Source organism: Pararhodobacter sp. (assembly GCF_034676545.1).
In the GTDB taxonomy this organism is placed as follows: Bacteria; Pseudomonadota; Alphaproteobacteria; order Rhodobacterales; family Rhodobacteraceae; genus Pararhodobacter.
Genome location: NZ_JAUCBZ010000002.1, coordinates 1 through 10,843 on the forward strand (window position 1 = coordinate 1; position 10,843 = coordinate 10,843).

The following is a 10,843-nucleotide window of genomic DNA, read 5'->3' on the forward strand; positions in this document are numbered from 1 at the left end:
TGGCGGCTCCTGCTTCCCAAAGGATACGCTGGCGCTGGTGAAAACCGCGCAGGACCATGACAGCCCCATGCGCCTCATCGAAGCCACCGTCGCGATCAATGACAACCGCAAGCGCGCCATGGCCCGCAAGGTCATCTCGGCTTTGGGCGGTGATGCGCGCGACCGGAAAATCGCCATTCTCGGCCTGACCTTCAAGCCGAATACCGATGACATGCGCGACAGCCCATCCATCTCGATCATCCAGGCCCTGCGCGACCATGGCGCAACGGTGACGGCCTATGACCCGGAGGGCATGGAGAATGCCCGCCAGATCATGGAGGACGTCACTTACGCGGAAGGCCCATATGAGGCTGCGGAGGGGGCGGATGCGATCGTGATCGTGACCGAATGGAACCAGTTCCGCGCTCTGGATTTTGCACGCCTGAAAACGCTGGTGCGCACCCCCGTGCTGGTAGATCTGCGCAATATCTACCGTCAGGATGAAATTTCCCGCCACGGCTTTGCATATACCAGCGTGGGCCAGCCGAACTGAAAAGCGCATGAAGGGGATACTTCAGGCTCTATCAGACAGAAAATCCTGACTTCTTCGTATTATGGTGGAGAAGAATTTTTGCCTTCTCACTCTGGACGCGCCGTATATGCTGCGCAATACATGCGCATATCATGCGAACACGCAAATAAATAATCAGCTACAAGTTCTCTACCTTACGCCCGCGATCTAAATTGCGCACGGCGAAATGGAGGTGGAAGCCCTCTATCAGCTTTCCTGTAATCAGCATGTGGGCCACTCCCGCGCGGGCAATCAGCCATCCTGCTTCATTAAACTGCACCAGCATCAGGAACTGAATATTGTACTGCGTTTTGATGCAATCTAAAATTGCATGGGCGGATTATACGAACGGATACTCAATGACGGGCGTGACAGAACAGATTCAGGTTCAATATCAGAACAAGACTGGCAACTGGACCACGGTCATGGTCGTACAAAATCTTTCTGCTAATATTCTGATCGCAATGCAATCCGTAGCGCGCACGCATCCTGACAGCCGCGTCCGTGCTATCGACCAAGCTGGGCGGGTCGTCGACCTGCTATAGGCTCTCACACCATATGTTATCTGGATATGGCGCGCTGATCGCAACCACGCATCGTGCTGTCACGGCTATGAGACTCATACGAAAGGCCAGGCCCGCAATCCTCAAACTTGAGACAGCGGCCAATCTCAAAGAGCACAAACCGGGCACAAATTCTGCAAAGTGAATTGCAAAGTGGGCGATCTGGTTCTTTTGATTAAAGGCAAAATGTTTAGGAAAATCAATTGGCTGGGGGACTAGGATTCGAACCTAGATTAACGGAGTCAGAGTCCGTTAAAACTCGTTATAATTCAGTGCGTTGCGTGTAAAACGCAACCTTTCAGCTCTATTGTACATCAGTATGTTACGGCTTGTTTTGTAAAACAAATCAGCCGGCAGCAAGGATGCCGCAATGGCATTGCGCAGGCGTCCTTGCTGCCTACCCGCCATTGGCATCCACAGCCCGCGCCGCCTCCCCCACCAGCCGCAGCAAATCCCGCTGTGACAGCGGCACCCGCACCACCGATTCGCCAGGGCGAGTGATGGCGAGGAATACCCCGCCATCCTCCATCACGATCATCACCCGGGCGCGCGGCCCGCTCTTTGGTGCATCAGCCATGGCTCACACCGCCGGCGGCAGTTTGGCCAACGGGCCATCACGCCAGATCTGCACCCAGCGCAGCGCGACCTTGCACAGGCTCATGCCGCACACCCCAAGGGCAAATCCCGTTGGCCCCTCAATCGAGCCCAGCGGGACATTGTGCGAGACAAGATAGAGCGCCACCACGGGGGCCACCACCGGCGTGCCATAGGCTGCCACTGCCGTGCCCACGATGCCCATGGTGATGTGCCGCCATATCGAACCGCTGGGGCTGGCCAGCGCCCCGCAGATTCCGCCGATCGCGCCCGCAAGCAGGTGTGAGGGGCGAAAGCCAAAGTAGGTATCCGGCGGGAGATCAGCCATCAGCGGGCCCCTATGCCTTGCGCCGCGCGAGCCAGGTGCTCACCGTGCGCCAGAGCGGCGGGGCAAGTGCCAGCGCTGCGCCGGCAATCACCTCCCAATCGGCTGCCGTCACCAGCCCGCGCCCCACAAGGATGGAGCCGCCAATGGCGATGGCATAGCGCGCCAGCTGCGGCCACAGCGCTTCCATGGCTTGCGGAGCCGGCATTGCCTCTGCAATGGCCGCCGCCACCTTGGGGGCATAAGCTGGCGCAAGCGGGACAGACGGGAGCAGGGCCGCGCTTTCCGCCGCCTTCAGCAGCGCCGATTCGAGCTTCGAGGGGCCGATAGAGGATTGTGGTTTGTTGGGCATGGTCGCCTCTCAGGCTTCATTTGTGGAGAGTTTGCCGCCGGCAGTCAGGCGCACGGCGCTGCCGGCCGGAGCCGGGGCAGTCTTCGGCCAGCGGGTGGCGATGTGGCGGGACTTGGCCACGCGGGCGACATTGACCATGTTGCTCTGGTTGCCGCCGAGGACGTGATAGGCCGTGGAATCCTCGCCAACGTAGAAGCCGACATGCCCGCCGCCATCGCGCGTGAACACCAGCAGCGCGCCCGGCTGGGGTTTGCAGGCCGCCCCAAAGGTCTGCCAGTTTTTGGCCCCAAGCGGATTTGAGGGGATCGGCTCATCCGGCAGGGTGGAGGTGATGCAGTGGGCGACAAACAGCCCGCACCACGGAATGTCGTCATCCGTAAAATAGGATTTGACCCAGCCGCCAAGCCGGGCAGCCCAGCCCATAATGGTGGCGTTGCTGCCCTTGCCGGCCACCTCCTTTACGCCCTTGAGGCGTTCGGCCGTCTCGAACCATGGCAGCAGAGGCGTGGTGCCGGGCCGGGCTGCGGGCTTGCCGGTTTTGATGGCATAGGCAGTGAGCAGGGCCGATTCCGTTTTCGGCCCCACCGTCCCCGGCCAGCGGACCACCACGTCGCGGTCCCTCTGAAACTGGCGCACCGCCGCGCGGGTGAGCGGGCCAAAGGATCCATCGGCCCCAGCCCGGCCAAGGTCATACCCCAGCGCAATGAGCATGCGCTGCACTTCAATGGTTTTCATGAGATGCCTCCGGGCAACAAAAAACCCGGCGCGCGAGATGCGGCCGGGCACAAAAAAACCCGCGCGAGGCGGGTACTGCATCATACTATCAGGACAAAATCAGAATATTTGTCCTAAATATCGCACATTTCATTTGACATGTGGGGTGCTATGTCCTAAATTCAGGACATGGAAGGCGCTCGGCCAACCACCCCACACGGTCAGGGGCGATGACCGGAAAGGAGGCAGGGGATGGAATATCTTCCCTTGGTCCTTCAAATTCTCCAACTAGCGGTCAGCATTGCAATCCTGATTACCGCCAGAAGGAGAAAGTGAAGACCGGAGGGGGCCGAAAGGCTCCCTCCACCTCCACAAGATAAGCAAGGGGTCGGGACATGGCAATGACCGCAGAAGACTTCGAAGCGTGGCTGGATCTGCGGGGCATATCAGGCCGGGAAGCGGCGCGGCAGTTGGGCGTCAGCAATGACACCATCACCAAGTACAAACGCCAGGGTGCGCCGCTCTATATCGCGCTGGCCTGCTCTGCGCTCTGCCATGGCCTTCCCCCGTGGAGAAAGGTTGCAAATCATGACGACGATTGAAGCCGCGCAGCTTGGATTAGGCGTCATCAACCTGCTGTTGCTGGTGATGATCTGGCGCAAGCTGTAATGCCCCCGCCCGTCCCGGCCACCGGGGCGGGCACACGACAGGATCAGACTAATATCTCATAAAAATGTAGACGATAGTCCGTAGACCATGACATGCGAATGATTCCCATCTTATGCGCAATGTATAAACTCAAAGGGAGCGCTCTCATGCCCGGTCAATCCGCAAAATCGGATGCCGCCAAATATATTTGTGATCTTGCGATAGAGCTAAAACTTATCGCAGATCAGTATAATTTGGCTGTTTCCGCATATCTTCTGGATTTGGCTGCGGAAGATGCGAGAGAGCACGTCATGAGCACCCCCAAGCGCGAACTAAAATAGCCGCGGCTACAGCCCCGCCGCCGCCACGAAGAACGCATCTACCTGCGCCGGCTCAAAGCCCAGCGCATCAAAGCCCGCCTGCATCATCGCATCGCCCCGCTCAAAGGTGGCGCTGCTCTGATAGGCGATTTGCGTGGCCAGAGGCTGGGCATCAATCCAGCCCTCGACCGTATCCAGCAAGCCCATGCCCAAAAGCTGGAGCCGGAATTGCCGGCTTGATACCCGATCCGGCACCAGCGGTGCGGTTGGGACAAAGGGCGCGATCTCGCCAAACTCCCCTGCCACAGCGCGCGCAAATATCTCGCCGATATATGGGGCATGGGGATCGTGCGCCACGACACCAACAAGCACGGGGGCGTCGCCAATGAAGGGGAACACAGCCCGGCAAGTTATTGCCGAGCGCTGCTCATTTGCCCATGCAAGGTCGGAAACATCAGCATAAGTCACAGGCTCGCTGCCCGCGTTGGTTTCAGGAGCAATATTCGAAATGTCGTCTTCTGCGCTTTCCGTAATCATAAAACCCTCCTGAAAGTTGTGTACATGTCAGTATTCGCTGTGCTGTATGATCTACCGACCAGCCGCCAAGTGCCGCTGCCAATTGGAGAGGGATTTGAAGACGGAGTGCCTGTTGCACTAAGCTGAGCGGGATAGATATGCGTCCCCGGATAGTCCGCCAAACCTGTGGTGGGATGATTTAGCTTTGCGAATAGTGTAGACCCCAGCCCATTCCAGCCGGTGGCGTATGGTGTATAGCGGCCATCAAGATCAGCCTCGGTCCACCGCAGACGCGTCCAGCCGGCTTGCCAGGTTGCCCCGATATTACGGAAGTAAGCCCGCCCCGATTGAGGATGGACCGCAATCACGAACCCGTTGTTCTGGACGCCCCAAAACTGTGTAAATGTAAATTCGCCCGGCGAGTTAATGACCGCAGAATTAAGCATCCCCCAGCCCTGCACCTGCAGGATGTTGTCAGCATTATCCGCGATAACGTTGGTGGTCGCGCCCACCCCCAGCCGGGCGGGAAGACGAACGTCTGGCAGCAACCCAATCGCATCAGCCAGATTGCCGCTCACCGCGAGTGCAGACACCAGATCGGGGCTCAAGGCCCAAGCGGTCAGGCTGCGTGCCCATCGCAGCCCGGTATCCCTTGCAACAGCGCGCACCCCAAACTGCGGCGCGACATAGGCCCAGCCGGTGCCTGTCCAACGCGCCACATGCCCGGCATACCCAGCCCACGCCCCGGTGGGCGCGGTGCTGATCAGATACATGTCGCTGGTGACTGGCGATGCAGGCGGGGCATTGAGCGTTGCCGAGTGCACCTCATATTCCGGCCGCATGGCCGCGACAATCTCAAAGGCCTCAATCAGCCGGCGCGTGTCATCGAGCGCCTGCAACCCGGTGGCGCGCGAGGGGGCGCTGTACCAGATGGCATAAGCCCCCGATGCCGCCGCCGGTGCGGGGAGCTTGAGCGTCAGACTGGTGGCGCTCTCGACAGACGCCACCCGCATCTGCCGCCCGCCGATCTCCAGCACATCCCCCGCCCGGATCAGGTTGGCCCATGAGGTGCCGGTGCCCGTGACGGTCTTGCCATTTATGGGCACGCTGATCGTGCCGGTATCGTAATAATCGGCCATATCGCTAATCCTTACGTCAACTGCGCAAAATCAATGATTGCCCAGCGCAATGTTGTTCCGGAGTAATTGATGTCAAAGGCAATCTGCCTGTTGCCGACCATCCATGCCGTCGCGCCAGATATGGAAATATATCCAACCGATGATGTCCAAGATCCATTGTAATAAATCGAAAACAACATGAGAGGGCACAAGGACGTATCAAGGGCAGGAACGGTAAGCAGACCTTTTTGATTGCTTGTTGTCGTGACAATGACGCCGCGCCCCTTAATGCGGAGCATCGGAAAGTCTGAGCTGAACATGCTCTGCGCATTGGTCGCCGTGCGCACATCAACGTCAGGGTTGCTTACCCTCAGGCCATCAGTGCCATTGAGCCGCCAACGCCATGTGAGAGTTGATCCAGTAGAGGGCATAGTTGGGTTGAGCCGTGGGATGCTCCACTGGATAGGTATGACAGCCGGGAAATTGCCCAAGCGCTGCTCATTCCAGACCCGTATCCGGAAGCTGCTGTCTGTAATCCAGTGGACCTGCACGGTGCTTGGCTTGTCGTTATCCTGCCCAATACCGATGAATGTTACAAATACCGGCGGATGATCCGGATAACTTCCGGATAGGTTGACAATATCAGAGTATCCTTGCTGCAACTCATTGGTATCGAGCTTGCTAACTACGCGCCGGATCGCGCTATAGCGACCGGCCTCGGCGATCTGAAGCATGGATCGACTGGTATTTATCAGCAAATCGTCATCAGGACATGTCAGTACATTCGAGCCACGCCGGGCTATAAATATTCCGGGCCCACGCGTGGGATGCGTCCCATACAAAAATCTCCACTGGAGTGGGCCGACCTCTCGGTCATCCGTCTTGTCTGCCGGATTGTTAAGGCTGAGATAGGCAAAATTGTTGCCGTTAGAGCGGGGGCTAATGCGCGCGCCCTCAACCGTTGCAGATGTATTCGTGTAGGTAACAATGGCGCTATTGTACCCTGTAATTGTGCCTGTATTGCTGTAATTCGGGATGTTCTGCGCGGTTTGCCTACGCCAGCAGGCCGTTAGAGGCAGAACGTCAAGCGGGTTGTATGTAATCCAGCCCGCCCCATTGATCGTCGCATCCCACGAGTATCTGGCAGCGTTTAGGGTCTCACTCCACCGCGTCGAAAATGCTGTCTGCTCATCTGTTAGGCTTGGGGATGTGGCATCATATCCCGGCCGGCTCACGACAAACTGCCCGTTTGCCATATCAAGGAGATAACGGGGAACAACCATCAGCCCTTACCCATGATGTAAGCGTTATTGAGGTCAATGATCATATTGCCGTTGGTGGCCTCCAGAACCCCGGCGGCCATCCGCCCGAAATTGCCAGAGATTGCATCCAATGACCCGACAGTTATATGCCCGGCGGTGATGGAGCCCGGCGCGATAATGTTGACATTCCAATAGGCACGCCCCGAAGCGGCATCGATCGAGAACAACAGCCGTGTGCCGAGCCCGTCCCATGACGTTGAAGCGGTCGGCCTGCACAATGGCGTGTCCACGAGGTGGCGCTTGCCCCGGTGCCTTTCACGGCCATGATCCACGCGCCATAGACAGATGCCCCGGCTGTGCCCTTGACCCCCACCTGCCACGCCGCCGTAAAGCCGGATGGGGCCGCCATTGTCATGGACGTGACAGTCACGCTCGCCGCCACATCGCCCACCTCTGCCTCAATCCCGTCAATCCGGAGGCCGGTTGAGCTCATCGCATCGGCAAGGGCAGTTTGCTGTGTGGTGAGCGTGGCGACATTCTGGGCAGCGCTATCCGCCTTGCCGTTAGCCGATTCCGCCACCGCCTTGATGGCGAGCGTCTCCTGCGCCAGAGCTTCCGTCTCTCCGGCACGTACCGTGCGTTCCTGTTCAATGCTGGCCTCAGCCGCGCCGACGCGCACGCCCACGCGCTCCACTTCGGTCTTGCTCGCCTCCCACACCTTGTCGGCTTTGAGCTTTGCCGCCGCGTCGATATTGGCGATAGCCATCGCCATATCATCCGCAATCGCCTGGAACTCCGCTGCAGCCTGCCGACCCTCGGTCGCCACTTGCTCACGCAAGCCCGCCTCGAACATCTCCACCGTGATGACACCAGCCCCCGGCGTCACGGTCAGGTCACCCGTGGTCACCTCTGCCCATGCCGTCCGCACCGTGGTGCGCTTGGGGGTGGTCGTAATGGTGCCCTGTACCTCATAGGTGGTCTTGCCCTGCACGCCGGCAGAGATCAGCAGCTCGCCGGAGTTGGGCGAGGCGCTGGACGCGGACAACACCGCCCCCGTGCCGCCCTTGATCCGGTAGGCGATCTGGATGGTATCCACCGTGGCATCCAAGATCGGAGCCCAGGTGATCCGCAGGGCCGGCTGCCGGTTGCCGTCATTGCCCACCAGCGAGGTGGCGGCAACACTCATCAGCGGCACGGTATTGATCAGCGTCGGCTTGTCACCCGGCACGCCGCCGGCACTCACCGTGCCCTCATCGGCCTCCGACCACGCATATGCCGCCGCGCCAATCTCGCGCAGGGTAAGTGTCACCGTCTGGTCCGCGTGCTGTGTCAGGCTGGCAATCATCCACGTGCGCAGGCCATAGCGCGCGCTATTCCACCGCACCCAATCCCCCGGCTCCAGCACCACGGCGCTAAAGCCCAGCGTGATGGTGGCGGTTGCCTGCAAGCGAGCAAGGCCCAACTGCATCTGGGCAAGGCGCTGCGCCTGCAAGCCGTGATGCACGGAGGGATAATCCACCTGCACCCGGATAATCTCGCCGTCCGCTGCCTCCGCCGCAGCAGAGGTGCGGGCCGCATAGGCCATCAGCTCATATTGCTGTTTGGGGTCCGAAAAACTGCCAAATACCCCGTTTGTCAGCTCCGCGCGCGGCCGCCGCGCCGCGAACCGCACCGGACGGCCGGAGACAAGATCGCCATCGGTGATGGTCGGATAGGTGACAATCTGCGCCACCCCGGCCTGCGGGCTGTATGCCCCAACGCTCTCATAGAGCGCACCGCCGCACGCATCCAGAAAGCGCTGGATGACGGAGGCGTGCTCCTCATCTGCCGCCACATAGGTGCCGCAGCGATAGCGCGGCGCGGTGCTGCCATCGCTCTCCGCCACCAGCTCATCGCAGGCATTGGCGGCCGCCGTATAGGCGTCAAGGTTGAGATCAGCGGGCGCAACGCCCATGCCCACGGTCAGCTCACCGCCAAGCCACGTTCCGCGCTGGTAATTATAGAGCTGGAGGATGGGATTTTCGGAAAATTCCCACGTCCGCTCATCAGCCCAACGATGCGCGCCGGAGCCCCCCACCGTGGAATCCTTGCGCCAGTCGTACAGCCGGCGGCCGCGCAAGTCGAAAACGCATTGCGGGATGCCGTCCGGAAATGCCTCCTCGTCATACAGCCCGCTCACATGGGCATAGCAGACGCCGGCAAGCCGATCCTGCGCCGTCCAGCGCCCGGCAGGATTTGCATAATTGACCAGCACGTTAGAGGCGGGCTGGTCGGAATAGCCGTGCCACAGCACCACGGTCAGATAAGAGATGCCGGTTGCACCGATCACCCCCTCGACGCGATAATCCGTGCGCCAGGCATTGCCGCCAATGCGGGTCACGGCATGGCGCTTGCCGGCCACCCACACCCCGTCAAGCCCGTCATGCGGCCCGTCCCCGAGCACCTGCACGAGGTCGAGCATGTTGTTGTTGTCGGCAAAACTATTGGAGTAAGCCAGAAATCCGGCCGTCCCCACGCGCCCGTAAGAGCCGCCACGCGCAACGCCGCCGCCCATGCGCAAGTCGGTCTGCACCCCGGTCTGCGCCGTTGTGCCCGTCTTGCCACTCAGGGCAGACGAGGCATAGGCGAGCCCGCCGGCAATGCCCACATTGATAAGGCCGCCGAGCACGGCCCCCGCCGTAGTACCGGCGAGGCCCACCGCTCCGACAATGGCAGGCGCAATAAACGGCATGTCAGATTATCCCACTCGATAGGCCCGCTTAAGCCGGGCGCGCGGCGTACGCGTGAGGCCGGCCGGGGCCATGCCCAGCACATCAGCGCCGATCACCACGACGCCCGCCTCTCCGCCATCCTCATCAATCACACCCACATCGCCCCGCTGCGCGAGGCTGGGCGGCACCTCTGGCAGCACCGCCGCCAGCGCATCGCCGATGCCGGAAAAGCCCCGCTCCACCAGCAGTCGCGCCGCGCCGGTCGCGCTGTCATAGGCGGGCAGATCCGCATAGGGCTCCGCCCCGGATACCGCCCGCACCACATCCATGGTGAGCCGCCAGCAGTCCCGCTGCCCCCAAACAAAAATGCCGCCCTGATAGGCGGCAATCACATCGTAAAGGCGCTCTGGCCAATCGGCGGGGCGGGGCATCACATAACCCCAATCAGTCGCAAGAAGAAAATACCAAGACTAAAAAACCCGGCCGCGAATGCAAACATTACCGCCAATACTGGCGAATAAACAATGACAACGACAACAAGGCAAAGTGTATAATAAATATAATCTTTCACTTCTTTTGACTCCCCGGCAACCGCCCCCACCATGTGCGCTGCGCGCCCGCAAGCGTGGCGTGCTTCATCCCGCCATCTGTGGGGTCAATGCGACGCTGATCGACATCGGAATAGATCCGCCACCCCTTGCGCGTCAGATCGCGCGCCACGCTCTCACAGGTGATCTTGAGCACCGCCTGCCCGCCTATCGCATCCTCATGCGTGACCTGATCGACAGTCCCGCGCCACGCCCGCTGCACCGAGACAAGCGCGCGTGTATCGGGATGGATATAGGCCCGCCGCAGCGTCACCGGCCGGCGGTGATATTGCTCCGCCTCGATGCTGGCGAGGGTGTCCGGCGTCAGGTCGCTATTGGCGATAGAGGTGAGCGTGAGGCCCAGCGCGGTGGATTCAAGGCTGCCGGACAGCGTCACCTCATCCATGCCGATCAGCGCGCCGGCCCCGATATAGGTCAGCCCGCCATAGGTGAGCTTCCCCGCGCCATCCCAAAAACCATAGGTGCCGCTGGCAAAATCAAATTGCACAAGGGTATGCGTCACCATCCGCCCGCTGGCGAGCAAGGCCAGCGTGGCGCTATCATATGCCCGCATCGGGTCACC

14 protein-coding genes are annotated in these 10,843 nt (G+C 60.4%); 4 read left to right on the plus strand and 10 right to left on the minus strand.

Features of this window, described 5'->3' with window-relative positions:
* Positions 1-532, plus strand: a 532-nt coding sequence (locus VDQ28_RS00085) for a UDP binding domain-containing protein (RefSeq protein ID WP_323034089.1), incomplete at its 5' end; no start/stop codon positions are given.
* A gap of 377 nt (positions 533-909) precedes the next feature.
* The gene (locus VDQ28_RS00090) at positions 910-1,095 is read left to right on the plus strand and encodes a hypothetical protein (RefSeq protein ID WP_323034090.1); all 186 of its coding nucleotides are present in this window, start codon (positions 910-912) and stop codon (positions 1,093-1,095) included.
* A gap of 415 nt (positions 1,096-1,510) precedes the next feature.
* Here the strand turns inward: VDQ28_RS00090 and VDQ28_RS00095 are convergent, their stop codons facing one another.
* Genes VDQ28_RS00095 through VDQ28_RS00110 form a run of 4 tightly spaced genes read right to left on the minus strand, consistent with a single transcriptional unit; the run spans position 1,511 to position 3,119 of the window.
* Positions 1,511-1,690, minus strand: coding sequence for a hypothetical protein (locus VDQ28_RS00095; RefSeq protein WP_323034091.1), 180 nt, complete (start codon positions 1,688-1,690; stop codon positions 1,511-1,513).
* 3 nt (positions 1,691-1,693) lie between these two features.
* Positions 1,694-2,035: a hypothetical protein gene (locus tag VDQ28_RS00100; RefSeq protein WP_323034092.1), complete on the minus strand. Its 342-nt coding sequence runs from the start codon at positions 2,033-2,035 to the stop codon at positions 1,694-1,696.
* A gap of 10 nt (positions 2,036-2,045) precedes the next feature.
* Positions 2,046-2,384: a hypothetical protein gene (locus VDQ28_RS00105; protein ID WP_323034093.1), complete on the minus strand. Its 339-nt coding sequence runs from the start codon at positions 2,382-2,384 to the stop codon at positions 2,046-2,048.
* Positions 2,385-2,393: 9 nt separating this feature from the next.
* Positions 2,394-3,119 carry a TIGR02594 family protein gene (locus VDQ28_RS00110; RefSeq protein ID WP_323034094.1) on the minus strand — a complete coding sequence of 242 codons (726 nt, stop codon included), beginning with the start codon at positions 3,117-3,119 and terminating at the stop codon, positions 2,394-2,396.
* 374 nt (positions 3,120-3,493) lie between these two features.
* Between VDQ28_RS00110 and VDQ28_RS00115 the strand changes: the two genes are divergently transcribed.
* Together VDQ28_RS00115 and VDQ28_RS00120 are read left to right on the plus strand one after the other, a co-directional pair.
* A complete protein-coding gene (locus VDQ28_RS00115) occupies positions 3,494-3,700 on the plus strand; it encodes a hypothetical protein (RefSeq protein WP_323034095.1) in 207 nt (68 codons plus the stop codon).
* A gap of 213 nt (positions 3,701-3,913) precedes the next feature.
* Positions 3,914-4,087, plus strand: a complete 174-nt coding sequence (locus tag VDQ28_RS00120) for a hypothetical protein (RefSeq protein WP_323034096.1) — start codon at positions 3,914-3,916, stop codon at positions 4,085-4,087.
* A gap of 6 nt (positions 4,088-4,093) precedes the next feature.
* Here the strand turns inward: VDQ28_RS00120 and VDQ28_RS00125 are convergent, their stop codons facing one another.
* The 6 genes from VDQ28_RS00125 to VDQ28_RS00150 all read right to left on the minus strand — a co-directional run bounded on the left by VDQ28_RS00125 (position 4,094) and on the right by VDQ28_RS00150 (position 10,834).
* Positions 4,094-4,603, minus strand: a complete 510-nt coding sequence (locus tag VDQ28_RS00125) for a hypothetical protein (protein WP_323034097.1) — start codon at positions 4,601-4,603, stop codon at positions 4,094-4,096.
* Entirely contained in the window at positions 4,600-5,721 is a 1,122-nt protein-coding gene (locus tag VDQ28_RS00130) for a DUF2793 domain-containing protein (protein ID WP_323034098.1), read from the minus strand. The genes VDQ28_RS00125 and VDQ28_RS00130 overlap by 4 nt, the downstream gene beginning before the upstream one ends.
* An 11-nt stretch (positions 5,722-5,732) precedes the next feature.
* The gene (locus tag VDQ28_RS00135; RefSeq protein ID WP_323034099.1) at positions 5,733-6,983 is read right to left on the minus strand and encodes a hypothetical protein; all 1,251 of its coding nucleotides are present in this window, start codon (positions 6,981-6,983) and stop codon (positions 5,733-5,735) included.
* Positions 6,984-7,104: 121 nt separating this feature from the next.
* Positions 7,105-9,693: a phage tail protein gene (locus VDQ28_RS00140; protein WP_323034100.1), complete on the minus strand. Its 2,589-nt coding sequence runs from the start codon at positions 9,691-9,693 to the stop codon at positions 7,105-7,107.
* A gap of 6 nt (positions 9,694-9,699) precedes the next feature.
* The gene (locus VDQ28_RS00145; protein ID WP_323034101.1) at positions 9,700-10,104 is read right to left on the minus strand and encodes a DUF6950 family protein; all 405 of its coding nucleotides are present in this window, start codon (positions 10,102-10,104) and stop codon (positions 9,700-9,702) included.
* A gap of 136 nt (positions 10,105-10,240) precedes the next feature.
* Positions 10,241-10,834 (minus strand): hypothetical protein, encoded by a 594-nt coding sequence (locus VDQ28_RS00150; RefSeq protein ID WP_323034102.1) that lies wholly within the window; start codon positions 10,832-10,834, stop codon positions 10,241-10,243.
* Positions 10,835-10,843: the final 9 nt, after the last annotated feature.

Coding starts and splice junctions, on each gene's coding strand:
- VDQ28_RS00090 (WP_323034090.1), top strand. CDS start 910: ATGACGGGCGTGACAGAACAGATTCAGGTTCAATATCAGAACAAGACT.
- VDQ28_RS00135 (WP_323034099.1), bottom strand. CDS start 6,983: ATGGTTGTTCCCCGTTATCTCCTTGATATGGCAAACGGGCAGTTTGTC.
- VDQ28_RS00140 (WP_323034100.1), bottom strand. CDS start 9,693: ATGCCGTTTATTGCGCCTGCCATTGTCGGAGCGGTGGGCCTCGCCGGT.
- VDQ28_RS00115 (WP_323034095.1), top strand. CDS start 3,494: ATGGCAATGACCGCAGAAGACTTCGAAGCGTGGCTGGATCTGCGGGGC.
- VDQ28_RS00100 (WP_323034092.1), bottom strand. CDS start 2,035: ATGGCTGATCTCCCGCCGGATACCTACTTTGGCTTTCGCCCCTCACAC.
- VDQ28_RS00125 (WP_323034097.1), bottom strand. CDS start 4,603: ATGATTACGGAAAGCGCAGAAGACGACATTTCGAATATTGCTCCTGAA.
- VDQ28_RS00110 (WP_323034094.1), bottom strand. CDS start 3,119: ATGAAAACCATTGAAGTGCAGCGCATGCTCATTGCGCTGGGGTATGAC.
- VDQ28_RS00120 (WP_323034096.1), top strand. CDS start 3,914: ATGCCCGGTCAATCCGCAAAATCGGATGCCGCCAAATATATTTGTGAT.
- VDQ28_RS00105 (WP_323034093.1), bottom strand. CDS start 2,384: ATGCCCAACAAACCACAATCCTCTATCGGCCCCTCGAAGCTCGAATCG.
- VDQ28_RS00095 (WP_323034091.1), bottom strand. CDS start 1,690: ATGGCTGATGCACCAAAGAGCGGGCCGCGCGCCCGGGTGATGATCGTG.
- VDQ28_RS00150 (WP_323034102.1), bottom strand. CDS start 10,834: ATGCGGGCATATGATAGCGCCACGCTGGCCTTGCTCGCCAGCGGGCGG.
- VDQ28_RS00130 (WP_323034098.1), bottom strand. CDS start 5,721: ATGGCCGATTATTACGATACCGGCACGATCAGCGTGCCCATAAATGGC.
- VDQ28_RS00145 (WP_323034101.1), bottom strand. CDS start 10,104: ATGCCCCGCCCCGCCGATTGGCCAGAGCGCCTTTACGATGTGATTGCC.